The organism is Thalassobacterium maritimum, assembly GCF_031127805.1.
Taxonomy (GTDB): Bacteria; Verrucomicrobiota; Verrucomicrobiia; order Opitutales; family Coraliomargaritaceae; genus Thalassobacterium; species Thalassobacterium maritimum.
The window spans coordinates 1-25,192 of sequence record NZ_JARXHW010000057.1; the positions used below are offsets into that span (position 1 = coordinate 1).

Annotated in this window: 25 protein-coding genes; 12 read left to right on the plus strand and 13 right to left on the minus strand. The window is 52.7% G+C overall.

What is annotated here, in order from left to right; genetic code table 11:
- Positions 1-163: 163 nt before the first annotated feature.
- Positions 164-3,007: a DNA polymerase I gene (gene polA / locus QEH52_RS16945; RefSeq protein ID WP_308952065.1), complete on the plus strand. Its 2,844-nt coding sequence runs from the start codon at positions 164-166 to the stop codon at positions 3,005-3,007.
- Positions 3,008-3,044: 37 nt separating this feature from the next.
- On the opposite strand, the gene QEH52_RS16950 is transcribed toward polA, so the two are convergent.
- Complete coding sequence (locus QEH52_RS16950) at positions 3,045-4,028, minus strand: transposase (protein ID WP_308952067.1); 984 nt, start codon at positions 4,026-4,028, stop codon at positions 3,045-3,047.
- A 128-nt stretch (positions 4,029-4,156) separates the two neighbouring features.
- Here QEH52_RS16950 and hemN point away from each other — a divergent pair, with 128 nt between their 5' ends.
- From hemN to QEH52_RS16985, 7 genes are all read left to right on the plus strand, one after another.
- Positions 4,157-5,521, plus strand: coding sequence for an oxygen-independent coproporphyrinogen III oxidase (hemN, locus tag QEH52_RS16955; protein WP_308952069.1), 1,365 nt, complete (start codon positions 4,157-4,159; stop codon positions 5,519-5,521).
- Between the two features lie 346 nt (positions 5,522-5,867).
- Entirely contained in the window at positions 5,868-6,320 is a 453-nt protein-coding gene (gene ectA, locus QEH52_RS16960) for a diaminobutyrate acetyltransferase (protein WP_308952108.1), read from the plus strand.
- 20 nt (positions 6,321-6,340) lie between these two features.
- The gene (ectB, locus tag QEH52_RS16965; protein ID WP_308952072.1) at positions 6,341-7,675 is read left to right on the plus strand and encodes a diaminobutyrate--2-oxoglutarate transaminase; all 1,335 of its coding nucleotides are present in this window, start codon (positions 6,341-6,343) and stop codon (positions 7,673-7,675) included.
- A gap of 2 nt (positions 7,676-7,677) precedes the next feature.
- Entirely contained in the window at positions 7,678-8,085 is a 408-nt protein-coding gene (locus tag QEH52_RS16970) for an ectoine synthase (RefSeq protein ID WP_308952074.1), read from the plus strand.
- 13 nt (positions 8,086-8,098) lie between these two features.
- The gene (locus tag QEH52_RS16975; protein WP_308952076.1) at positions 8,099-9,532 is read left to right on the plus strand and encodes a sodium/proline symporter; all 1,434 of its coding nucleotides are present in this window, start codon (positions 8,099-8,101) and stop codon (positions 9,530-9,532) included.
- Entirely contained in the window at positions 9,529-10,971 is a 1,443-nt protein-coding gene (locus QEH52_RS16980; protein ID WP_308952078.1) for an aspartate kinase, read from the plus strand. Before QEH52_RS16975 ends, QEH52_RS16980 begins: the two co-directional genes overlap by 4 nt.
- A gap of 9 nt (positions 10,972-10,980) precedes the next feature.
- A complete protein-coding gene (locus QEH52_RS16985) occupies positions 10,981-11,910 on the plus strand; it encodes a TPR end-of-group domain-containing protein (RefSeq protein ID WP_308952079.1) in 930 nt (309 codons plus the stop codon).
- Here QEH52_RS16985 and QEH52_RS16990 read toward each other — a convergent pair.
- The 3 genes from QEH52_RS16990 to QEH52_RS17000 are packed head-to-tail and all read right to left on the minus strand — an operon-like array spanning position 11,907 to position 14,907.
- Positions 11,907-13,415 carry a sulfatase family protein gene (locus tag QEH52_RS16990; protein ID WP_308952081.1) on the minus strand — a complete coding sequence of 503 codons (1,509 nt, stop codon included), beginning with the start codon at positions 13,413-13,415 and terminating at the stop codon, positions 11,907-11,909. The two genes, QEH52_RS16985 and QEH52_RS16990, sit on opposite strands and share 4 nt — an antisense overlap.
- Positions 13,416-13,417: 2 nt before the next feature.
- Entirely contained in the window at positions 13,418-14,167 is a 750-nt protein-coding gene (locus QEH52_RS16995; protein WP_308952083.1) for a helix-turn-helix domain-containing protein, read from the minus strand.
- Between the two features lie 44 nt (positions 14,168-14,211).
- Positions 14,212-14,907 carry a DUF2490 domain-containing protein gene (locus QEH52_RS17000; RefSeq protein ID WP_308952085.1) on the minus strand — a complete coding sequence of 232 codons (696 nt, stop codon included), beginning with the start codon at positions 14,905-14,907 and terminating at the stop codon, positions 14,212-14,214.
- Positions 14,908-14,989: 82 nt separating this feature from the next.
- Between QEH52_RS17000 and QEH52_RS17005 the strand changes: the two genes are divergently transcribed.
- Positions 14,990-15,898 (plus strand): hypothetical protein, encoded by a 909-nt coding sequence (locus QEH52_RS17005; RefSeq protein WP_308952086.1) that lies wholly within the window; start codon positions 14,990-14,992, stop codon positions 15,896-15,898.
- 6 nt (positions 15,899-15,904) lie between these two features.
- On the opposite strand, the gene QEH52_RS17010 is transcribed toward QEH52_RS17005, so the two are convergent.
- The 7 genes from QEH52_RS17010 to QEH52_RS17040 all read right to left on the minus strand — a co-directional run bounded on the left by QEH52_RS17010 (position 15,905) and on the right by QEH52_RS17040 (position 20,465).
- The gene (locus QEH52_RS17010; RefSeq protein ID WP_308952088.1) at positions 15,905-16,687 is read right to left on the minus strand and encodes a DUF4197 domain-containing protein; all 783 of its coding nucleotides are present in this window, start codon (positions 16,685-16,687) and stop codon (positions 15,905-15,907) included.
- Positions 16,688-16,732: 45 nt separating this feature from the next.
- Positions 16,733-17,452 carry a pirin family protein gene (locus QEH52_RS17015; protein WP_308952090.1) on the minus strand — a complete coding sequence of 240 codons (720 nt, stop codon included), beginning with the start codon at positions 17,450-17,452 and terminating at the stop codon, positions 16,733-16,735.
- A 26-nt stretch (positions 17,453-17,478) separates the two neighbouring features.
- Positions 17,479-17,913 (minus strand): DoxX family protein, encoded by a 435-nt coding sequence (locus QEH52_RS17020; protein ID WP_308952092.1) that lies wholly within the window; start codon positions 17,911-17,913, stop codon positions 17,479-17,481.
- 71 nt (positions 17,914-17,984) lie between these two features.
- Positions 17,985-18,434, minus strand: a complete 450-nt coding sequence (locus tag QEH52_RS17025; protein ID WP_308952094.1) for a MarR family winged helix-turn-helix transcriptional regulator — start codon at positions 18,432-18,434, stop codon at positions 17,985-17,987.
- A 43-nt stretch (positions 18,435-18,477) separates the two neighbouring features.
- Positions 18,478-19,272 carry a TonB family protein gene (locus QEH52_RS17030; RefSeq protein WP_308952095.1) on the minus strand — a complete coding sequence of 265 codons (795 nt, stop codon included), beginning with the start codon at positions 19,270-19,272 and terminating at the stop codon, positions 18,478-18,480.
- Positions 19,269-19,682: an ExbD/TolR family protein gene (locus tag QEH52_RS17035; RefSeq protein WP_308952097.1), complete on the minus strand. Its 414-nt coding sequence runs from the start codon at positions 19,680-19,682 to the stop codon at positions 19,269-19,271. The genes QEH52_RS17030 and QEH52_RS17035 overlap by 4 nt, the downstream gene beginning before the upstream one ends.
- A 51-nt stretch (positions 19,683-19,733) precedes the next feature.
- Complete coding sequence (locus QEH52_RS17040; protein ID WP_308952098.1) at positions 19,734-20,465, minus strand: MotA/TolQ/ExbB proton channel family protein; 732 nt, start codon at positions 20,463-20,465, stop codon at positions 19,734-19,736.
- Positions 20,466-20,606: 141 nt separating this feature from the next.
- Between QEH52_RS17040 and QEH52_RS17045 the strand changes: the two genes are divergently transcribed.
- The 3 genes from QEH52_RS17045 (at position 20,607) to QEH52_RS17055 (ending at position 22,973) form a co-directional block, all read left to right on the plus strand.
- Positions 20,607-20,990, plus strand: a complete 384-nt coding sequence (locus QEH52_RS17045) for an ArsR/SmtB family transcription factor (RefSeq protein ID WP_308952100.1) — start codon at positions 20,607-20,609, stop codon at positions 20,988-20,990.
- A gap of 153 nt (positions 20,991-21,143) precedes the next feature.
- The gene (locus tag QEH52_RS17050) at positions 21,144-21,587 is read left to right on the plus strand and encodes an arsenate reductase ArsC (RefSeq protein WP_308952102.1); all 444 of its coding nucleotides are present in this window, start codon (positions 21,144-21,146) and stop codon (positions 21,585-21,587) included.
- 129 nt (positions 21,588-21,716) lie between these two features.
- On the plus strand, positions 21,717-22,973 hold the full coding sequence (locus QEH52_RS17055) for an NAD(P)/FAD-dependent oxidoreductase (RefSeq protein WP_308952103.1): 1,257 nt from the start codon (positions 21,717-21,719) through the stop codon (positions 22,971-22,973).
- Between the two features lie 60 nt (positions 22,974-23,033).
- Here the strand turns inward: QEH52_RS17055 and clpX are convergent, their stop codons facing one another.
- Both clpX and QEH52_RS17065 read right to left on the minus strand, forming a co-directional pair.
- Entirely contained in the window at positions 23,034-24,395 is a 1,362-nt protein-coding gene (gene clpX, locus QEH52_RS17060) for an ATP-dependent Clp protease ATP-binding subunit ClpX (protein WP_308952105.1), read from the minus strand.
- 43 nt (positions 24,396-24,438) lie between these two features.
- Positions 24,439-25,035 (minus strand): ATP-dependent Clp protease proteolytic subunit, encoded by a 597-nt coding sequence (locus tag QEH52_RS17065; protein WP_308952106.1) that lies wholly within the window; start codon positions 25,033-25,035, stop codon positions 24,439-24,441.
- Positions 25,036-25,192 lie beyond the last annotated feature (157 nt).

Sequence of the window (25,192 nt, forward strand, 5' to 3'; positions counted from 1 at the left end):
AGTCGCCCCAAACGTAGCAGGGTTGCTTTAGCGCCCTGTTTCCATGCCGAGCCGCTTTCAAAACACCAAATCGGGCGCTAAAGCAACCCGACTACAGCAAGCAACAACATTCCAACATTCAGAGTTGGACCTTCGACGTTCGACGTTCAAAGTTCTTCTCCACATGAAATCTCTTTACCTACTCGACGGCATGGCGCTGGCCTATCGCGCGCACTTCGCCCTGATTCGCAGCCCCATTTACACCAGCAAAGGCTTCAACACCTCGGCCATCTTCGGCTTCACCGCCACTCTGATCGATCTGATCACCAAGCAAAAGCCGAGTCACCTCGCGGTGGTCTTCGACACCTCCGCCCCCACCGAACGCCACATTTTACACCCCGAGTATAAGGCGCAACGCGAAGCCATGCCAGAAGACCTGGCCGCCGCACTGCCCCACCTCTCGCGTGTCGCCGAAGCCTTCGGCATTCCTGTGCTCAAAATGGATGGTTACGAGGCCGACGACATTATCGGCACCCTCGCCCACCGCGCGGAAGCGGACGGCTTCGACGAAATTTACATGGTCACCCCCGACAAGGACTTTGGCCAACTAGTCACCGATAAGATCAAAATGTATCGCCCCGGCCGCAAAGGCGACGGCGGCGAAATCCTCGGCGTCGAGGAGATCAAAGAAAAATGGGGCATCACCCGCGTCGACCAAGTCATCGACATGCTCGGCCTCTGCGGCGACGTCTCCGACAACATTCCCGGCGTGCCCGGCATCGGCCCCAAGACCGCCGAGAAACTACTGGCCAAATATGACACTGTCGAAGGCCTGCTCGACCACGTCGATGAGCTCAAAGGCAAACAACAGGAAAAAGTCCGCGACAACGCCGACCAAGCCCGCCTCTCCAAAAAGCTCGCCACCATTCAACTCGATGTTCCCATCGATTCCGACTGGGACGCCATCCAGCTGGAAGCGCCCGACCAGGAAAAGCTAATCCCGATCTTTGCCGAATTCGAATTCCGCACCCTCGGCAAACGCATCTTCGGCGCCGACTTCTCCGTGCAAGCCGCCGCCACCGACCTCGTGCTCATGAGCGAGGACGACGAGAAAGCCGCCAAGCAAGACCCGGGATCGCAAATCTCCGGCTCCGCCATGAGCCCGTCGAATGGATTTGCTGCGTCCGAGTCAGTCGACCCACAACTGGCCCTCATTCCCGAGATCGCCTTCAAAAAGTTCGGCGACCTCAAGACCGACTACCGCATCGTCAAAACCGATGCCGAACTAGCCGAGCTCGTCGCCAGCCTCACAGCAGCCAAAGCATTCGCCTTCGACACCGAGACCACCGGGCTCAATCCCCGCGCCGCGCAACTCGTCGGCATGTCTTTCTCCACCCAGCCACACAGCGGCTACTGGGTACCCGCCAGCGAAGCCGCCCTGGCCGCGCTGCGCCCGGTCTTCGCCGACGCCACACTCACCAAAATCGGTCACAACCTCAAATTCGACCTCTCCATCTTAGAGGAAAGCAACGTCCCCGTCGCCGGTCCCTGCTACGACACCATGCTGGCCCACGCGCTCATCGACCCTGAACAGCGCCACAACCTCGACACGCTCTCCGAGGACTTTCTCCAATACTCCCCCATTCGTTTCAGCGAGCTACTGCCCGACGCCCAAAAAAACGAGTCGATCGACTACTCCGGCGTCGCCGAAAAGGACCTCGCCCACTACGCGATCGAGGACGCTGACATCGCGCTGCAACTCTGGCAAACCTTCGAGCCCAAGCTCAAAGAAAGCGGCCAGGCCAAAGTCTTTTACGACATCGAAGTGCCCCTACTGCCCGTGCTCGTCACCATGGAGCGTGAGGGCATCCGCATGTGCGAAGACACACTCGCCGCCACCGGTGCCTCACTCGAAAGCCACATCGCGCAACTACAAGCCGACATCTACCAAGTCGCCGGCCACGAGTTCAACCTCAACTCTCCCAAGCAACTCGGCGAAGTTCTTTTCAACGAACTCAAACTCGTCGAAAAGCCCAAGAAGACCAAGACCGGACAGTTTGCCACCAACGAGCAAGTGCTCTCCAGCCTCGCACCCAAGCACCCAATCGTCGCCGACCTCTTGGAATACCGCCAGCTCACCAAACTCAAGAGCACCTACATCGACGCCCTGCCCAACTCAGTCGACGCCAAAACCGGCCGCGTGCACACCCACTATGGCCAAGTGCAAACCGCCACCGGCCGCCTCTCCTCCAACGATCCCAACCTGCAAAACATCCCCGTGCGCAGCCCCAAGGGCCGCGAGATCCGCAAAGCCTTTGTGCCGCGCGAAGGTTGGAAACTCCTCGCCGCCGACTACTCACAAATCGAGCTACGCATCCTCGCCGCCCTCACCGGCGACGCCGGCCTGCTCAACGCCTTCAAAGAAGGGCAAGACATCCACACCGCCACCGCCGCCAAGATCTTTGGCGTCACACCCGAAGACGTCACCCGCGACCAGCGCAGCACCGCCAAAATGGTCAACTTCGGCATCCCCTACGGCATCTCCGCCTTCGGCCTAGCCCAGCGCCTCGGCACCGTCAGCCGCAAAGAAGCCCAAGAAATAATTGATAATTACTTCGCCCAATTCCCCGGCATCCCCGGCTACATGGAAGCACAAAAAGAAAGCGCCCAAAAGAAAGGCTACGTCGAAACCAAGTGCGGACGCCGCCGACACCTACGCGACATCAACTCCGGCAATGGCACCATCCGCGCCGCCGCCGAGCGCAACGCCATCAACATGCCCATCCAAGGCACCGCCGCCGACATGATCAAGATCGCCATGGTGCGCATTCAAAACGCCATCCAAGAAGCCGGCCTCAAAAGTCGCATGCTACTCCAAGTGCACGACGAACTCGTCTTCGACCTAGAGCCCAGCGAAGAAGCCCAACTGCGCGAAATCGTCACCCAAGGCATGGTCGGCGCACTGGAACTCGCCTGCCCCATCGAAATCGAAATCGGCCTAGGCGACAACTGGCTCGAAGCACACTAAGATTTTGGGGAAGCAGTTGGACGTTCACAAGGCTTCGCTAGCTAAACACCGCCTTACGCAGCCCCCGAATCACAGCCAGGTCGCCCCATTCGGCCCCCTTCAGTCGATTCATCTTCGGAGGATGTCGGCGCTGGCGCTCCATTTGCCAAGCCGCAGCGTAACTCCTCACAAATTCCGCAGAACCCAAGATCGCACCATCGGTAAAATAGCGCACCCGGCAGCGCAAAATCGCCGCTTTCGGCAATAAGCCATCCTCCTGCTCCAAAACACGCAGAGCCTCCTCACGTGCAATGGTAGCACCCCCCTTCGAACTCGCCGCACTGCCCTGACCAAAGAGTAGAAGACGATGCGCCCGCAGCGGGTCCGTATCATGATCGCCCCAGATACGGCGCAAGCCCTCGATCGCAGCGGACACGCCCGAGACCGCCTCCGCATAGCCACAGAAGCGATAATCCTTCGGATCCTCCACCAAACCAGCCCGCACTGGATTCAAGTCAATATAGGCAGCCATCGTTTGCAGAGGGTTCCCCCGCCCCTCGACCAAGACCGACTTAAAACGGTCCGCCCACAGCGTGCCATAACGATTATGGTTACGGTTATACCACACAGAGAAGCGCTGCTTCACCGCCTTCATATATTCAGAAATATCCCCCATCCGGGCCAGTAACTTACGCCGCGTCTCCTGAGCGTCCTCCGAATTCGCAGCCAACTCAGCGCGCAGCACCTTAATCGAGTCCGACTGATACGGAGTCGGCTTAGGATACAGCACCTGATAACGACGCAGCAACTCCGCATCATCCACATTTTGTTCCGAAGGCACCCGCAGCAGCACATGAAAGTGATTCGACATGATGCAATAAGTCAGCACCTCCACCCCACAGAAGTCAGCCAACTGCCAAATCATCTTACGCAGCACCTCCTTCTCACGATCCTTAAAGAGCCGCTCACCGTTCACCACACGCGTCATACAATGGTAAGTCGCCGCAGCCCCCTCAACTTTAGTTCGACGTATTCGTTTCATAACTCCCCTTCAAACAATAGCTTGCCCTCACATAACTCAAGCAGTCAACCTAATTCTTATAGCCTGGTTCTATATTATGAAATAGCGACTTGGCAAATGTTGGGCTTTTGATTATCAGTTGGGTTCTCATGCAAATTACATCTCAAGACCTGCGACTGATCGAAAAGTATAACCGCCCGGGGCCTCGCTATACGAGCTACCCGCCTGCGAATCACTTTCGAGAATACGAGGACTACGCGCCTTTGATGGCTGGAGTGGAACATGGTGATGCACCGCTTTCACTGTATTTCCACCTGCCCTTCTGTGAGACGCTGTGCTGGTTTTGTGGCTGTCACCAGATTACGACTCTGGATCGTAATCGGGGAAGTGATTACCTGGACTTGCTGGAAAGAGAACTTGAAATCTTTGCTCAACATCTGCCCGCGGGACGCGAGGCGGTGCAAATGCACTTCGGGGGCGGCACGCCTAACTTCTTCACCTCGGCCCAAATTGACCGTTTGGCGAGCATGATCGACCGACACTTTACTTTTTCCCATGATGCGGAAAAATCAGTTGAGCTGGACCCGCGTCGACTGAATCGGGAACACGTGGAGGCGTTTGCTCGCATGGGGCTGACCCGCGCCTCTTTTGGCGTGCAGGACTCCAACCCTGAAGTGCAAAAGGTGATCCACCGACTACAACCGCAGGCGATGAATGTGGAAGCGATGCAAATGTTGCGCGACAATGGTTTTAACTCGGTCAATCTGGACCTGATCTACGGTCTGCCACTTCAGACCTGCGACAGTTTCTCGGCAACCCTGGATGAAGTGCTGGAACTGAAGCCTGACCGATTCGCGATTTTTAACTACGCACATGTGCCCTGGATGCGACCTGCCCAAAAGCTACTGGAGAAAGCTGGTCTGCCGGATGCGGAAACTAAAATGCAGCTGCTGAAACTTTGCATCGAACGCCTGACTGCCGAAGGCTATGTCTATATAGGTATGGACCACTTTGCCCTGCCCGACGATGAATTGGTGCAAGCGCAACGTGAGCAGTCACTGCAACGCAACTTCCAGGGCTATAGCACCCGTGCGGGTGTCGAAATTTGTGGCTTTGGTATTTCTAGTATTTCACAAGGCTCGGTTGGCTTTCACCAAAACGTGAAAGATCTTGAAAGCTACCGGGCGTGCCTATCACAAGGCAAGCTACCGATCACCAAGGGCTATGAGTTGACGGACGAAGACCGCATGCGGGCGGACGTGATCATGCGACTGATGTGCGACCTTTCACTCGATTTTGGCGCCATGTCTGAAAAATGGAATGTCAACTTCGAGTCACACTTTGCCGAGGCTTTAAAGCAACTGGCTGAGCCAGCAGAGGATGGGCTGCTGGTCTGGACGGATCGCGGATTTGCTGTCACCGAGCGTGGCCGCCTTTTTATTCGAAATCTTGCCATGTGCTTTGACGCTTACCTAGACCCTGCGGTCGCAGGCCGCTATTCTAAAACAGTTTAACGATCACAATGGAGCTGAGCGCCTCCAAGGGCTACTTGTATGCAGCTTGAACACGCGAATAACGTCAAATAAGACAGTCAAATTCTTCACTAGAAAGCGTTATTGAAATAAATTTATAGATTTTTTTGAGACGTCGTTAATTCAGAAAATACAAAATTTCGAATTCGGGCTCAGCTAAGAGATAGCGTGCCTTAGAGCACAATTGCACTCACTAAATTAGGTAACGGTATCGAACTGATAGAGGCGTCGAATCCACTCCCCGGGCAAATAATACCCTTGATCCCGACGAGGGGGACGCCTCTAGACTAGTGACATCGACGAAATAGAACTACAGATTCCCGACTCCCTGGACGGCTCATCAATCAATCGATTGGTTGCGCAGAGCCCGCCCCTGGACACGAACTCCACTTATTGCAACCTTTTGCAATGTATTCACTTTTCGGATACATCTATAATTGCAAAAAAGCTGGGTGAACCCGTGGGCTTTGTTTCTGGCTACATGATTCCACGCAAAGCCTGCACTCTGTTCATCTGGCAGGTCGTAGTCAGCGCGGAAGCACGTGGGCAAGGCTTAGCCTTGCGAATGCTGCGTGAGCTTTTGCAACGCGGACACAGCGAGGAGGTGCGTTTCCTGGAGACAACAATCACCAAAGAGAACGAAGCTTCGTGGGCACTCTTTCGCAAATTGGCGAAAGAGCTGAGTGCAAAGCTGGAGGTATCTGTAGCCTTCGACAAAGAGACTCACTTTTTCGGTGAGCACGAGACCGAGCATTTAGTGCGCATTGGTCCGTTCAATTAATTTATTAACCAATAATAAACATGAAAATATTCGAAGAACTCGAATCCGAGGTGCGTAGCTATGCACGTAACTTCCCGCGTCTGTTTAAACGGGCGGCGGGTGAATTCATATACGATGAAGACGGGAATGAATACATTGATTTCCTAGCCGGAGCGGGTGCGCTCAATTATGGACACAACCACCCCGTCTTTCGCAAGAAATTGATTGAGTACATTGAGTCCGAGGGCATCACTCACAGTCTGGATCTGCACACTGATGCCAAAAAAGAATTTTTAGAGGCATTTAAGCAGCATATTTTAGAGCCACGCAAACTGGACTATACGTTAATGTTTACTGGCCCGACAGGAACCAATGCTGTGGAGGCCGCGCTCAAAATTGCGCGTAAAATCACAGGTCGCTCACATGTAGTTTCTTTCACCAACGGGTGGCATGGGCAAACTTTAGGCGCGCTTTCGGCCACTGCAAATTCGCATCACCGCAATGGTGCGGGCATTGCTCTGACGGGAGGCCACCGCATTCCTTACGACGGTTATTTAGGCGACGAAGTCGACACCACTGAATATTTGGACAAGGTGCTGACAGACAGTAGCAGCGGAGTAGATTTACCCGCGGCGGCTATCGTAGAAACGGTGCAAGGCGAAGGCGGCGTAAACTATTGCAGCATGCAATGGTTACAAAGTCTGGCCAAGGTTTGCAAGCGCCATGGCGTGCTCTTGATCGTGGATGACATTCAAGCGGGCAACGGACGCACCGGTGACTTCTTTAGTTTTGAATTTGCAGGCATTGAGCCAGACATCGTGACGCTCTCGAAATCGTTGAGCGGCTATGGACTACCTTTTGCTATGTTAATGTTTAAGCCGGAGTATGACAAATGGACTCCAGGTGAACACAACGGCACCTTCCGCGGGAACAATCATGCATTTGTAACTGCAAAGTCGGCACTCGACACCTATTGGGCCGACGGCGAGTTTGCCCGTGAGATTAAGGAAAAGGGAAATTATATAGCTGGACGCCTCGACAAGATCGTCGAGAAGTATGGCGATGGCAATTTCACGGCCAAGGGTCGTGGCATGTTTCAGGGCATCAATTGTGTCAGCAGTGAGATTGCAAGCCAGATCTCACGAGCAGCCTACAAGCGCGGTCTGATCATTGAAACCAGCGGCACCGACGATCAAATTATAAAGCTACTTTGCCCGTTGACCATCTCACAGGAATCACTGGCGAAAGGGATCGATATTATCGAAGAATCGATTCAGGAAGTCTGCGCCGCCCATGGTGAAATCCCCGACGATCCGTGTTACTTCGACGACGTAGTCGTCGAATCGAAAGAAGAATCGCAGCATATCATCGCATAATCATGATCGTACGTAATTTAAAGCAAGCAGCCGACGAGGGGCGTAAGATCGTCTCTCCCGACGGGAACTGGGATAGCACACGCATGTTGTTGCAAGACGACGGCATGGGCTTCTCCTTTCACATCACCACGATTTATGCAGGTGCCGATTTTGATATGCACTATCAGAATCATCTGGAATCAGTCTATTGCATATCCGGAGAAGGAGAAGTGCAATCACGTGAAGACGGGCAAGTTCATGCGATCGCTCCCGGCACACTCTATGTCTTGGACAAACACGATCGGCACACGCTACGAGCCAAATCAGAGATGAAGATGGCCTGTGTGTTTAATCCGCCGCTGCATGGCACCGAGGTGCACAATGCAGAGGGAGCTTACGAATTAGAGGCCGCTCCAATTCAGCAGGGCTGAGCCCTCCCCTCCGATGATCCTCAGTTTTCTGCTATTCCTCGCGGCATTCGTAGTGATTGGCGTTAGTTCTGTGCGGCACAGTCGCGGCACCAAGAAGGACTACTATCTGGCAAGCTCATCAGTGGCTCCGTCCTTGGTCGGCCTGTCCGCCGTGGCGACGAACAATAGCGGCTACATGTTCATTGGCGTGATTGGCTACACCTACGCAACCGGCTTGGCGGCGATCTGGCTAATGATCGGATGGATCGCAGGCGACTACATCGCCTCGACCTTCATCCATGCCCGCCTACGGCGAGCAACCGCCCACACCAAGGAGGTCAGCTTTGCCGGCGTGCTGAGCCGCTGGGGTGGCCGCGAAGATGTGAGCTTGCAGCGCATCTGCGCGATCATATCGCTCGTGTTTCTACTCGCTTACGCCAGCGCGCAACTGGTCGCTGGCAGCAAGGCCTTGCACGTGCTCTTTGGCTGGCCTACCTATGCCGGAGCAGTGATCGGCGCCATCCTAGTCGTCGTGTACTGCCTAGCAGGCGGTATACGCGCCTCAATCTGGACAGATGCCGCACAGTCTGTGGTGATGATCTGTGCGATGACGATGATGCTAGTCGTCGGCATTCACAGCTTCGGCGGCATCGAGGGCGCGATCACAAAGATGGAAGCGATCGATGGCTATTTAAATTGGTTCCCACAAGATCTCGCCCTCCCCGGACTGGCGGGCGGGCTCCTATTCGCCATAAGTTGGGCTTTTGCGGGCTTTTCTGTAATAGGGCAACCGCATGTGATGGTGCGCTTTATGACACTGGACAACCCTGGCCAAATGCGTCGCGCGCGGGCTTGGTATTACCTCTGGTTTCTCGCCTTCTATCTAATGGCAACGGGCGTAGGCATGCTTTCGCGCATTTACATTCTCGATCCCGGCAATTTCGATGCAGAGCTCGCCTTGCCCACCATGGCGCAGCAGATGCTTCCCCCCTTTGCCGCGGGGATTGTGCTGGCGGGGATCTTCGCTGCGACCATGTCCACGGCCGACTCGTTGATCTTAAGCTGCTCTTCCGCGCTGACGCACGACTTGCTGCCTGGGAAAATCGAGAACACCAAAATCCTCAAGCTCGGAACCGCCTTGATTACCTTAGCCGCACTGGCTTGGGCCTTGCTCAACAAACAAAGCGTTTTTAACTTAGTCATCATGGCTTGGTCCGGACTCGCAAGTGCTTTTGCACCGCTACTGATCTACCTCTGTCTCGGCGCACAGCCCAGCCGACAAGGATCCGTAATTGCGATTTTCGGAGGGCTCGGAACGGCACTACTTTGGCGATTCTTGGGATGGCATGCCACCATCTACGAAGGCATGCCCGGGATCTTAATTGGCTTACTCATTCTAGTGATTGATGGGCGACTCTCAGCAGCAGCTCGCAACGAATCATTAACAGAAAAAGAAACATACACATGACACAGCACACAGTCGAAAAGATCGGGGGGACTTCTATGAGTCAATATGCCTCGGTGCGTGATAACATCATTCTGCAAGGTCGCCCGAAGGTCGACGCGTTCAATCGAATCTTTGTGGTATCCGCATACAGCGGCATCACCAATCGCTTGCTCGAGCACAAAAAAAACGGGCAGCCCGGCATTTATGGGCTCTTTGCTAAAAGCATGCAAAGCGAGGGCTGGAAGGCAGCGATCACAGACTTAAGAAACGAAATAAAGCGCATAAATGCCGAGTTGTTTGCGCATTCAGATTCCTTGCAGGAAGCGAATCAATTCATCGAGCAACGTATCGACGATGCCGAAAGCTGCCTGGACGGGCTGTTGCAACTATGTGGGCACGGGCACTTCGAGCTCGGCTCGCACCTCGAAACCGTAAGGGAAATGCTGGCGAGCTTAGGTGAAGCACACAGCGCATGGAACACCGCACGCTTGCTAAACGAAGATGGGATCGCCGCGCGCTTCATTGATTTAACCGGCTGGCAAACACAGCGCCATATCACACTGGATGAACGCATACAAGAGGCCTTCGCTGATTTGGATTTGAGTGAAGCGTTCCCCATCGTGACCGGCTACGCGCATAGTCAGCGTGGTTTAATGAAATCATTTGATCGCGGCTACAGCGAGATGACTTTCAGTCGACTAGCAGTACTCACACAAGCGCGCGAAGCGATCATTCACAAAGAATTTCATTTGAGCAGTGCCGACCCCGGCATCGTCGGCGAGCAAAACGCAGAGCCAATCGGGCGCACCAATTACGATGTCGCCGACCAATTGGCCAACCTCGGCATGGAAGCGATCCATCCGCGTGCGGCGAAGGGCTTACGCAAAAACGACATCGCGCTAGTGGTAAAAAACACATTTGAGCCACAGCACCCCGGCACACTCATCACCACCGGCTTCACGCGCGAGCGGGCACAGGTGGAAATCATCACCGGGTGCACCGACATCTATGCCTTCACCCTATTTGATCAAGACATCGCGGGCAACTTCCATGAGTATGATCAAGACATCGTAGAAACGATTCAGCAGTGCAAAGCACATATCGTATCCAAGGGCGTGAATGCCAACACCATCACTCACTACATCAATGCCAACTTGCAAACAATTAAGCGCATTCGCGCACGACTGCTCAAGCGTTACCCCGATGCCGAGATCGATCAACAGCGCGTCGCCTTTGTTTCCGCAATCGGCAGCAATATGACAATTCCCGGCATCATGGCGCGCGCCACTGGTGCACTCTCGGCGCATAACATCAATATTCTAGCCACTGGCCAATCGATGCGACAGGTAGACATCAACTTTATAGTGAAAGAGTTAGATTATGAGGCAACCATACGCAGTTTGCACCGCGTCTTAGTCGAAGAAGACGTACCTCGCGGCTCTATCGCCAATGCGGCTTAAGCACAATTAATGATCTCAATGATAAAGCAGACTCCATTCTACGCACACTGGGCCTTAGTCTTGGCGCTCACATTATTGGGCTCGGTCATTGCCAGCGCTCAGGACTTCGACGGGCCCGCGTCGACGATGGACCCTACGTCATCCCAAGCGAGCTATACAGATACCATCGAATCGCTGGAGGAGCCACTCTACTCCCCTTTCATTGAGCGCTATGTCTTGGACGAGTTAAAAACACTGCGCAGCGAGATGGCCGCACAGAAACATGAACTCATGCAACAGATCCTCGACCGCGAGCACAATTCCGTAGACCGCGCGGTCGCATATTCCACTGACACGGTAACTTACTTCTTTTATCTCATAGCGGGGGTCTCTTCCATTCTGGTGATCATGGGCTGGTCGTCGATGCGCGACGTGCAGAAGCGTATTCAAGTGGCCGCTGAAGGTCGCGTAACGAAGCTGATCGACGTGTATGAAACACGACTCGAAAAGCTCGAACGCGTAGTCAAACAGAAGACACAACACATCGAAGAGAACCGCGAAGAAATTGAGCGCACCCAAGACATACAAGCACTCTGGTTACGAGCGGGGCAAGAAAACAGCCCCGCGCAGAAGATTGCGCTCTATGATGAAATCCTGAAACACAACGCACAAGACGTAGAAGCTCTCACCTATAAAGCACACTCCGTGTTGCAACTAGACGAACCGCAATGGGCAGCCAACCTGTGCACCCAGGCGCTCGACATCGATGCCGAAAACAGTCAGGCGCATTACCAACTCGCGCGTGCTTATTGTACCATGGGCTATAGTGATGAAGCGATCCAATCACTACAGCGAGCGATTCATTTCACTGAATCTTATCGAGCAGAGCTCGGGAGTGATGAGGCACTCAAACCCATGGCAAGTTTGCCTGAGTTTCAGAAATTATTGTCGAATGCTTAATTTTTAATCTGATTGATGATCGGTGTATATTTTTCTCTGAGTGCGTCCGCACCGGCTTGTCGACCAGTAGCTTCAAGGTACTGCATGTAAGTTTCAAACCCTTCGACTCCAGGTTGCCCATGCGTAAGTGAGGCATGGAAGGGGCCACCTTCGCGAATCACAGTCCACAGCGGGTCCACTACGTCGTTTCCAGTTAAAGCCATTTTCTGCATTTGCGCATCGTGCCACCTGGACAGGCGCCATTGGCCTTCACGGCAAAGCTCCGGATGATCTAGTGCCAAGTCGTTTTGCTCGTGTGGATCCGCTTCAAGGTCGTGCAGCATTTCCTGAGGGAAAAGATGGAAACCATCGTGGTAAGTGCGCGTATAAAGCCATTTCCCCCAGCGGACTGAGCGCTGGCAAACATGGCAGCATTGGCTAATCGTGACTTCATCGCGCCCCATATCCAAGCCCTCCGTAATGGCCGGAGCATAGGACTCACCATCCCAAATTGCTTGTATTTTACCTCCAAGCAATTCCATGACTGTTGGAGCAAAATCGAGATTGTAATGAAACTGACTATTGCGAATACCTTTAGCACCGCCTGGATATTTAATAATCAATGGAACGCGGCAGGTAATGTCATCAGCGGTGCCGTGTTCACCGTAAAGACCCCATTCTCCTAAATTTTCACCGTGATCAGCTGAAATCACAATCATGGTATCGTCGTAAACACCGGCCGCTTTCAGGTCTTCCACGATGCAAGCAATTTGATCATCTACGTAGCGGACTCCCATGTCATAGCCGTCGATCACTTGACGCACGGACTCACGGTCAGTTGCTTTACCAGGATGACGAGGATACGCGGGATGACCATTGCCAGTATACATATCGATTTCATGTGCACAGTGCGGGCCCACTTTCTGATTGTTGGCTTCGATCACCTCATCGGATAACCATTCAGGCAGTGGTTCATTCTCAAACTGATTTTCGATGTTCAAGGGCACACGATAAGGGGTGTGGGGGTCCCAATAGTTAATATGCAAATACCAGTTATCCTTCGAAGCATTATCAGCCATCCATTTACTGACGACAGGTTGCACAACTTCGGCGGATTCAGCACCACCTTGCCCGGTGTTATGTATTTCGTTGAAGCCAGCATAAAAATGCCATGCCGCATGACGTTGACCGAAGGGGCTGATCATTGCAGTGTGATAATTGAGATGTTGCAACTGACGAGCGAGTCCGTGTTCATCAAAATTGTCGCGGAAGCCGCGCTGACTTCCTTCAATTTTGGGTTGAGCCGCGGTGCCTCCATGCCCCACAACGCCAGTTTGTATTCCGAAACGCCCCGAGTAGAACGCAGTGCGTGATGGGAGGCAGGGTGCATCGGGTGTATAACAACGATCAAAGACGACGCCCTCTTTAGCAATCTGGTCGATCGCTGGACTGGTGTTGCGATGATAGCCGTAGCACCCTAAATGATCTGGGCGTTGACTGTCGATATCGATGTATAGTATGCGCATAGTTACTGTTTGAGCGTTTGAGTTAGGGATTGAATGATAAATTCAGGTTCGTTTGCCCGTGAGAAGTGGTATACTTCAGCGACTGCAAGCACGCCGAGAAATGACAAATCATCGGGGTCAAAAGCTGCAGCGGCAAATCGACGAACTCCATTGGAGTTAAAAGGAAGATCGTAGGCTGTTTGTTGCGACTTTGCGTGACGGATACGTTTTTGTATTTCCTCGCGGTCGATCGGACAGAGGATTCCATTGGCTGTATAATGCTGACTCTTCTTTAGCGGCGGAGCTTGTGAAGCAAATGCGTGGCCGACACAAATAACCGCTTCAAACTCAGTGTGCCAGTCACGTAGGAAGCCCGGTCGAGCTTGAACGCAAAGCTCAGTTTCAGGATTAGTTTGATGGATGAGCTGCATGCCGTCGCAGGTGGGTTCATACCATTCGACAGTGCAATCGGTGGATGCAACTAGCATTGCCATGCGTGCTTTCAGCGAATCACGAAAGCGCTCGATCGGCGATTGTAGAGGCTGGAGTCGAAAGAGTGCCTGATACCGCTTTTCCGGAATCTTGCGAACGATTCCCATTTGTTCCAAGGTGGCCAAGAGGCGGAGTGTGGACGCTTTTGGGGTCTCTAATTGTCGACTAATCTGGTCCAGGCTCATTGATGAATGGCCTTCGAGTAGCTGTAGCAAGCGTAAGCCACGCTCCAATGCAGGTGCACTTGCTTCTACGCGATCAGACGAGGATTTAATTTCCATATTTGAAATTAATTTCAAATATGGAAGAACACTGCAAGTTTATTCTAAAACTTGTAGCTCAGGGATTGCCCAAAGACGTAGGCAGTCTTCCAGCTAGAGCCGCCGACTGCGCGTTTGGATTGTGTCATTAGATACAATGACAGTTTACTGCGCTCGCTAATTTTGAAGGTGGTCTTGATGGGGATGAAGCGATTTTCAAATATTTCGTCTGTATCATAGCGAACGAATACTTCAGTGCTGGCACCGATCCCCACAAGCCGACCATAATCTTCCAATTTGTAATCCAGCCCGAAACGATGCCGCGAGATCCAGTAGTCGTCGCTGCCTTCAATTTCACGCAGGCCCAGCACGTGACGCATGCTGAACTTGAGATTGTCACTAAGCTGCCAGTGTGGACTGGCGTGAAGCCAGAAAATATGCAGCCGCCCATAATCATCCCCACAATCACTACGAATGTCCTCCAACAAATAAGTCGCGCCTAAATCCAGATTGGGGTGCACTTTATACTGCACCGTCGGGAAGAGCAGCCATGCCCCAAGGAACTTACCTTCATCGAATAGCCGACTCTGGGCTCCCGCAGTGATGCGCCAGTTATCATCTTCGTAGGCATTGATACTGAGCGACTGCCAGAGACGGACATCGCCGTCAAATTCAGCATTCAGAACTTGTACTGCTGACAATAAACCACCACAGATAAGAACGAGAGTGGTGTAAACACGGAAACTGTACTTAAAAATCATTCCTCCGAAATGAAGAACTCCTCGAATACATCAACACATCTTATCTTAATGCGATGTAGTATTAGATAGAATTATCAAACACATGAAAGCTTGCCCCTGTCATTTGCAAAACAGCCGCTTGCATCTAGAATCCCCGAGTATGCGTCTTTTCTACTACTGCCTCACCTTCACCCTCACCGCATCGCTAAGTGCCAACCAAGTTCGTGAGTTTTGGTTCAACGGCGCAGAGATCAACCGCTACGAACTAACTCAAACACGCTACGGAGAGTCTCACCCAGGGCACGTCGAATTCATCTACGTCACCGAACCCTTCCTAACCGATGTCCAGGTTAAGAACGAATCCGGGGGGCAGCCATCGACTGACGTGCTCAAGCTCAACGCTCTGCGCACTTTTAACACCGGGATCTACAGCTACCGCACCATGAGCAGCACCTTTCAACCGATCGACTTGGAAAAATACCCCCGGGCGCTCAAAACAAACACCAGTGTACAGGACTGGTGTGGCCAATCTTTTTCACAATTGAACCGAACAGCACAAGGCTGGCGTGGCGAACTGCGCTCCTACTTTCAAAGTGAAGCCGATCAAAACTTTGAACTTCGCGATGCCCTACTCGAAGATGCCGTATGGCTCAAGCTACGCCTCTCGCCTCAAAGCCTTCCCACGGGGCCCATCCAAATCATACCGAGCGGTGTGCATACCCGATTCGCCCATAGCCCGGTCCACATAGAACGCGCCACTGCAGAACGTATCACTCAAGGGGCAATGAGTCGCTATATCATCCGCTACGAAAACATCGATCGAGAACTACACATCAACTATGAAACAAAATTTCCCCATATCATCCAAAGTTGGAAGGAGATCGAAGACGGCAAGCGCATCACACAAGCAGTGCTCACGCACCGTGTAATGAACAGCAACTACTGGTCCGAACACGCCCCTCAAGACGCTTCCAAACGCAAAACGCTGGGACTAAACCCCATCGCCAATTAAGCCCGCCTACTGCCCGAAGAGCTGCTTCAACAAATCTGTCGAGCGCGCTAAAGGATTTTCACGTATCGCTTTCTCTTCCGCAGCCATCGCGGTAAAGAGGCCATCCAGTGCTTGATCATTCACATATTGGTCCAGATCAAAATCACTGGCAGCGATTCCAGTAAAGGACTGAATTTTAGAGAAGAGCCCAGTCCCTGAACTTGGCACAGCCGACTGCATCTCCTTATATGTGCGCGTAGCACCTGTCGCATCCGTCGCTTGCGAAATCAGTGGCAGCATACGCTCACTCAACTGAGCGCGGGATTTCTTTTCGAGGAAACGGGTAATGGCATCGTCCTCTCCCTTCCAAAGTGTATTAAGGTCCTCTAGTGTCAGGCTATTGATCGCCTCCTTCACAATCGCAGGCGCAGCAGCGACGCCTGTTTCCGCGGCACGATTGATCGTAGCCTGAACATCATCTAAACGATAGTCTTGATTGATCAAAGCTAAAGGCTTGCGCAACTTCTCAACCGCGCGGGGCAATGGAATTTGATACAATTCAGAATTAGCAAACCCGCCCTGCTGCCCCAGTGCACTCAATGCACGTTCGGCAGAAACGGCCAATGCTTCACGTAGCGCTTTGGCCAATTCATCGGCATTTGCAAACGCACTCCCGAGCTCCGTATCAGCCGCAGGACTACTTTTAAAAATAGACAAAGCCCGACTCGCCCAGGAGGACTCGGCGCGCAGCGCCCCAGTCGATAGTAGAACAGTCAGAGCAACTAGAAGTGTATTTAGAATAGAACGCATGTAGAGAAAGCTAGCGCTTCAGCCACAAAAGGCGAGCGAAAGGACTCAATCGATAGGCAAGTCGAACAGCATCACTTGAGCGACCTCTGTCCCTTGCTGCACAAAGTCCAGATCAGCAACATCTGTCAGCGCCAGCGAATCCCCCCGCAAGAGCTGTTCTCCCCCCACTTGAACGGCACCCTGCAGGACGAATATCCAATAGCCGCGCCGCTCACTATCGCTGACATAGGACACCGACTTCCCCTCACTTAAGCGAAGAGTGCGCAGCTCTGCGTCTTGGCGAATCGCCATCGAGCCCTCACGCCCATCCGGGGACAGAATGAGTTTCCATTCGTTATCCACGGCACCGAGCATCGGCTGATCAGCATAGCGTGGTTCAAGCCCCGTTTCGCTCGGCTGAATCCATATCTGCATGATATGCACGGGCTGATCCGCCGAAGGGTTGAACTCACTGTGCACCACTCCGCTGCCCGCACTCATGTATTGAATATCCCCTGTTTGAATCACACGACCATTCCCCAGACTATCCTTATGCTGCAACTGACCATCGAGCACGAGAGTGATGATCTCCATGTCCCGATGCGGGTGCGAAGGAAAGCCGCCACTGGGCGCGATGATATCATCGTTCACCACGCGCAAGGGGCCGAAGCCCATGCGCTCGGGGTCATAGTGTCCGCCGAATGAAAAACTGTGCCGACTATTCAGCCAGTCGAAATCACTGTGCATACGCTCTTCTGAGCGTGTGAGTTGTTTTGTAAGTGTCATGATAGAATGTGCCTTTTTCTAATGAATTATTTTGCAGCGAGCTTACGATCGACCGAGAAGGCTCCCCCACCACCGATGGCGAGAGTGAGACTGGCGAGCAGCAGCGTGAGCGGATATTCCATGCCGTTATTCGAGGCAAAGAAAGCGCTGGAATGCGCGGTGAGAATGGCAACCGCCATGGTGCCCGCGAGGCTGAGGCCTGCCAATCGAGTCATTAAGCCCACAATTAACAGCAAACCGCCGACAAATTCTGTGCCGCCCGCCATCGCCGCCATCAATAAACCCGGTTTCAGGCCGAGGTTCTCAGAGAAAAATTGCCCCGTTGCTTCGAGGCCATAGCCCCCAAACCAACCGAATAACTTTTGTGAACCGTGCGCAGCCATCACGACACCGACGCCTAAACGGATCGGTAAGAGCGCGATGCTGTTGGAAGTATTGAGGAGGATTTCTTTGATTTTCATATTTATTGTTCTTTCTATTTGTATTTCAGCCCACACAAAACCTTGACATCAAGATATATAGGTAAATTTTTCTATTCTGTCAGCGCTTGACTACGGCGACCGAGCTTACGCATCAAATCAGCAAACTGAGTGCGTTCCTTCTCGGAGAATTCGCTGAACAGCGTGTCTAAATTGGCCGCGTGTGCGGCGAAGGCGTCCACAATCACCTCGTGGCCAAGCTCGGTAAGATGCACGAGCACAACGCGAGCATCGCCCTCACTTCGCTCACGACGCACATAGCCCTTCTTTTCCATTCGTTGCACCGCAGTCGTAATCGAACCGCTAGTCAGCAGCACTTTCTCGCCGATGGTGTTCACTGGCAGCGCGCCCTTATGCAGCAAAACTTCCAGCACCGCAAAGTCCGACAAAGAAGCAAAGCCTTGCTTTGTAATGCTCTTATGATCGTAGCGCATCACCCCGTGCGATGCCTTCCAAAAGAGAAGAAAGAGGTGCGAACCAGAATGTTGATAAATCTTGGGCATGACACTCAAGCTAGCAACAACTATCTTGACATCAAGCTAAAAATCAATCCCGCATCCGAAACGACAGCGAGAACTCGTGCGCTTGCCCGGTCGGCGTTGGCCCCGCGGAACTTGCCATGCGAAACGCAGCGAGGACAGATTGATCAAAGGCCGCATTGCCCGATCCGGGGCGCAGGCGCGCATTGGTAATCTGTCCCGATGCAGACACATTAAAAACCACCTCAGCCACCAATTGAACACCAGCTAGCTGAGCGGGCTTGGTCCACGCGGCGTCAATGCGTGAGCGCAGGCGTGAACTATAACTAGCCAAGGCCGACAATTGCTGCGATGAAAGCTGCTGGTTTGATTGACTCGCAATCGGATTGCGGGGGAGCACTAATTTAGGCACATCGATTTGCCGCACTTGAATATTTGGACGAGGCGTCACAACTTGCCGCGGCTTAGGCGCCTCCTTAGGGTGCTCTTTAAAAAAAGCATCTGCCGACATCAACTGAGGCGCCGGCTTGGGCGTCGGTTTCGGGGTGGGCTTAGGCGTCGGTTTAGGCTGGGGCGTCGGCTTAGGCGGTGTAGGCGTCGGCGCAACTGGCTGTGGTTCCGGAATTTCGACTTGTGGCACGGGCGGCAGCTCGACCTGAGGGAGGTCGACGGGCAACTGTGGCTCTGGCGAGGACGCTTGCGCATGGCTCACTTCGCTGGGCGGTTCCACCATTTCGAAGACGTGTGGTTTTTCCTTCGGTTTAAAAGCCTGTACGATCGTCGCCAAGAACATGCCCAGCAGAACCACCAGGTGTAAAATCACCGCGGTCCAGAGAGGAGGGTTCTTAGAAAATTTCATCATTCGACTTTGGTATCTAGACTAATCTTGGAGAGCTTACGCTGCTTAATCATATCGACCACGGTGATGACTTTTTGATAAGGCAGCTGCGCATCCGCGCGCAAACTCAGCACCGGCGGGGCGGGGTCCATCGCCATGGTATCCAATAAATCGCCCAATTGCAGCTCAGAGACTTGTTGCTCGCCCCAATAATAGACTCCCGCTTGATCGATGGAAATGGTCTGAAAATCCTCCCGCTCTTCCGGCTGACTCTTGGCGGTTTCGACTGGCAGGTTAAGCTCCACAGTTTGCTCTAGCAAGGGAGTGGTGACCATGAAAATAATCAGTAATGCAAACGCGAGATCGATCAAAGGCGTGACATTGATCTCGGTCAGAGCAGAAAGCCGGTCTTTGCGATGGAATTTACGGGCCACAGTGAGAATTAGGAATTAAAAATTAAGAAGTAGGAACTAGATAAGCCCAAATTATGCATTGGCAGCCGCCTGCGCTTCGAGCTCGATGCGGTCCGCTGCGGTGCTGGCGAAATTTTCCAGCTCAACGACCGCAATCTTGGTCTGTTGCAACAGATAATTATACCCAAACACAGAGGGAATGGCCACGATCAGTCCGGCCACTGTGGTGAGCAAGGCACCCGAGACACCAGGGGCCAAGCCTTGCAGACTCGCTGAACCCGCGCCCGCCATACTTCCAAAAGCATCCATCACACCCCAAACCGTGCCCAGCAGCCCTAAAAATGGAGCCCCCGTGATAATCGAGCCCAGCACCACCATCTTCGCTTCGTAACGAATAATTTGCTCCGCTACGCTGCGTTGCAGCGCATTTTCCACATGCCCCATGCGTAAAGTCGCTCGATGCGGATCCGCATTAGTCAAGTCACCTCCGTAGCGACGAAAGGCCTCCAAGGCTTCGCGAACGATATTATAATAGGGTCCGGCGCCCTTCCCCGGACGCTCAGGGTCAAGCGCAATTAAGTGTGACTCTTTGCTAAGCAGACGCTCATAGCGCTGATTTTGTGAACGTAGCTTCGAAAGATCGAGGTATTTGCCCAACATCACCGTCCACGCAACAATGCTTAATAAACCAAGAATAAAAATGACCACCTGCCCCGCGAGATTCGACTGCGCGAAATAAGTGAATACATTGGGCCCCGCGGCCGCCTGAATAAAAAGAGAATCGAATACAAAAATGAGGCTCATGAAAAAATATTAGTATGTCGTTACTGGAACAGACATCAATTAATCACAGGCGTTCAAAAAGCTTCCAGCTTAAAAGAAAAATGCAGACAATAAATATATACCATTGACAGTATATACCAAACCAAGAATACAAAAAGCATCATGGAAGCCAGTGGACTCTACAAATGCATCGCGGACCCACAGCGCTTACGTATCCTCAACTTACTAGAGGCAGGCGCGCTCTGCGTATGCCACATGCAAGAGCTGCTCGAGGTGCCACAAGTCAAGATGTCGAAGCAATTGGCAGCGATGAAGCAACTCGGCCTAGTCGAATCCAAGCGCGAAGGAACTTGGATGATCTACTCACTGATTGCACCTATCAATGGCCTCCTGCGAGCAAACCTGCAATATCTTCGCCAAGCCGAGTGTTCCGAGTGCAATCAACTGCAGCGCGACCTAGTCAACCGCAACCAACTCATCGCACGCATCGCCGGAGCCAACGACGACTGCCCCGTCAGCGTCTGTGAAAAGATCGGCTGCAGCTAACAGCTGCTAAGAACTAAAATTTACGACAACGGTATTAATTATAAAAACGAATAGAACAGCCCACCAACGAGCAACTGCCACAAAGCCCGGCTTATTCACTCGCATCCTGCATAAAGTGGACAGCTCTATGAAGGCGAAAGCGCACTCAACATTATGAAAAAAATACTCATTCTTTGCACAGGCAATTCCTGCCGCAGCCACATGGCTGAAGGCATCTTACGCGCCGCAGCTGGCGACCTCTTCGAGGTCTTTAGCGCGGGCTCCAAACCCAAGGGTGCAGTGCATCCCCTGGCAATCGAAGCACTCAAGGAAATCGGCATCGACGCCAGTGGCCACACATCCGATCACTTGGATCAATATCTAAACGCGGGCATCGACACCGTGATCACTGTCTGTGGCAACGCCGACCAAGCCTGCCCGACTTTTCCTGGCAAAGTGAGCCGCTACCACTGGGGCTTTGAAGATCCCCCCCATGCACAGCGTCCCGAGGAGTCTGAGCTCGACGCCTTTCGCCGCATCCGCGACGAGATCAAACTCGTATTCGAGGCCTATGCTGCGGGCTACCGCGAGGCCTTGAACGCTGCTGAACAGGAGTGATCAAAGCCCAAGGCCCCCATCTCACACGATGATCGCACTGATCAACGCGGTCAGTTGGATACGGCGCCGCTGTGATCAGCAAGATCCGTCGACCGCTTGATATTTCTCCGGCATGCGCTAAGCTGACGCATGCCGGAGAAAAAACACATTGTTGTTCTAGGAGCTGGATTTGGTGGCCTGACTTTCACTCAAAAATTCCGCCATTCCAATGCACGAATCACGATCATTGATCGCCAAAACCACCACCTATTTCAACCTCTACTGTATCAAGTAGCGACCGGTGGTTTGGCGATGCCAGACATTGCCGAGCCCGTGCGCACCATCCTTTCCAGACGCGAAGACGTTCAAGTCTTAATGGATAGCGCACAGTCGATTGACACGGAGAAGAAGACTGTCGAGCTCTCCCATCAAACACTGCACTATGACTACTTGGTGGTGGCACTAGGCATGGTCAACAGCTACTTCGGCAATGACGCCTGGGCTCAACACACGATCGGGCTGAAGTCACTCAATGAGGCTCGGCGCATCCGACAACGCGTGCTTAACGCTTTCGAACAGGCCGAGGCACTACACGATCCGTCCGAACGACAACGATTGATGACAGTCGTTGTCGTAGGCGCAGGCCCCACAGGCGTGGAGATGGCTGGTGCGTTAAGCGAGCTAACTAAGCGTGTTTTCAAAAAAGACTTTCGCTCCATTAAACCCGAGCAATCACGCATCATCCTCGTTGAAGCGGCGGATCGCGTGCTCACCATGTATTCTGAGGCCTCTTCCGCCAAAGCGCAAAAGAGCCTAGAACGAATGGGGGTGGAACTCAAGTTGAACCAAGCAGTCGAGGACATTTCAGAAGCTTGCATCACAGTGGGTGGCGAGCGTATCGAGGCCGAATCGATCATTTGGACCGCGGGCGTGCAAGCAAACCCCTTAGTAAATCAGCTGCCGGGCGATCACAACAGGAAAGGTCAAATCGCCACAGAGCCAGACTGCTCACTCCGTGGTCACCCCGAGGTCTTTGCGATCGGAGACATCGCTGACCTAGTAGATTGCAAGGGCGTACGCGTGCCTGGCGTTTCGCCTGCCGCCATGCAAATGGGCAGGCATGTCGCTCGCATTCTGGAAGATGAGCTCAACGAAAAGTCGAAAGCCCGCCCCCCATTCGCGTACCTCGATAAAGGCTCGATGGCTACGATCGGTCGTTCCTCAGCGGTCGCTGAATTCGGCAAATTTCAATTTTCAGGATTTCCCGCATGGTTTCTCTGGTTGGCGGTACACCTCGTGTTTCTGATCGGCTTCCGCAATCGCCTCGCAGTGCTGATCCAGTGGATGTATGCTTATACTAAATACCGCCCCGGTGCACGCGTCTTCGAAAAGCCCACGCAGAATTGACACAACTAGACTGCAACCAAGCTGCAACTAGACTGCAACTAGACTGCAACTAGACTGCAACTAGGCTGCATCGGCAGATGAATCCTTAGACTCATCTTTAGACGCTTCCTCGGTGGCTTGATCTGCCTTGCCGTAATGCAGCTTAGGCTTAGCTCGGCCTTCGACAACACCACGATTGATGACCACTTTCTCCACATTTTCAGTCTGAGGCAAATCATACATCACATCGAGCATGATACGCTCCATGATGGAACGCAGAGCGCGAGCGCCCGTCTTGAGCTCAATCGCTTTGTCCGCAATTGCAGCCACTCCGTCGCGGGTAAAGTGTAGATCCACACCTTCCATCGAGAAGAGCTTGCTGTATTGCTTGACCAAAGAATTCTTGGTATTTTGCAAAATATGCTCCAAATCAGAACGAGAGAGCTCATCGAGCACAGCGACCATTGGTAGGCGGCCGATAAACTCGGGAATCATACCGAAATGAACCAGATCTTCTGGCTGTGTTTCGCGCAATAGTTCGCTGACTGGCACTTCGTTTTGGTGGCGGTTACGCTCCGTATCAAAGCCCATTGCCTTAGAACCCACGCGGCTCTGAACAATTTTATCCAGCCCAACAAAGGCCCCCCCGCAGATAAACAAGATATTAGACGTATCAAGCTGAATGTATTCTTGGTTCGGGTGCTTACGCCCACCTTGGGGTGGCACATTGCAAACCGTGCCCTCAAGGATCTTAAGCAGCGCCTGCTGCACACCTTCACCGGAAACGTCGCGCGTGATGGAAACGTTATCTGTTTTACGGCCTATTTTATCAATTTCATCGACGTAAATAATGCCACACTCGGCCTTCTTCACATCGTAATCTGCCGATTGCAACAGACGTAGCACGATATTTTCAACATCCTCGCCGACATAGCCCGCCTCGGTTAAGGTAGTGGCATCAGCAATGGCAAAGGGCACATCGAGCATCTTGGCCATCGTGCGGGCGAGTAATGTTTTACCACTCCCCGTTGGCCCGAGCAAAAGGATATTACTCTTCTCGATTTGCACATCGTCGTATTTGCTATCGAGATCAGCGAAATCGGGCGATTGATCAATGCGAGACTCCGAACGCAAGCGTTTATAGTGATTATAAACCGCGACAGCGAGGGCACGCTTAGCATAGTCTTGACTGATGATATGCTCATCCAAGGCAGCCGTAATTTGAGCCGGTTTGAGCAGGTTAAAACGTCCGCTGGAAGTTTCAGGAGCTTTCGGCTTAGCTTCTTCGCCCGCCTCCGACAATTCACGGTCGATGATGGTTTTGCACACAGAGACACAAGAGTCGCAGATGTGCACACCGGCCGGACCAGCGATCATTTTGCGAACTTCGTTTTGTGCTTTTCCGCAAAAGGAGCAGAAAGTCATTCGTGTGGACTTAGCCATAATCTAAAAAATGTTGAGCGTGTGTTTTTGAGGGCTGAGCGGATTAACCGATCGGCTTCGCCTCGATGACTTTATCGACGATGCCATAAGCGAGGGCATCTTCAGCAGTCAGGTAAAAATCGCGATCGGAGTCGTTGGCAATCTCTTCGGCAGTCTTATTCGTGTGGCTGGCAATGAGATCATTCATACGTGAGCGCCAACGAAGGATTTCGCGCGCGGCGATCGAGATGTCGGAAGTTTGGCCAGTAGCACCACCGGTGGGTTGGTGCATCATGACGCGGCTATTAGGCAATGCATAGCGTTTACCTTTCGTGCCTGCAGCCAACAAAAGAGTGGCCATACTAGCAGCCTGCCCGACGCAATAAGTGACGGTATCACACTGGAGGAAGTTCATGGTGTCGTAAATCGCCATGCCATCCGTCACACTGCCACCGGGGGAGTTAATGTAGAGGCTGATATCTTTTTTCGGATCTTCCATTTGCAGGAAAAGCATCTGTGCGATAACTGCATTCGCGACAAAATCGTTAATCGGAGTGCCGATAAAGATGATACGGTCGCGCAAGAGGCGGCTGTAGATATCCCAAGCGCGCTCAGAGCGGCCTTCGCGTTCATAAACAGTAGGAAGTGGTACGTAGCTCACAGTGTATAAGTTGGTTTCTAAATAAAATTAAGATGAAGTCGACTAGACTATAGACCAAGCCCCGAATATCAAATGCTTTTGGCGATTCTACAGTTTGCCAGATAAATAAAGGAGCGAATCAGATCATTCAAAGTAGTGCAGTGTCGACCCGACACTG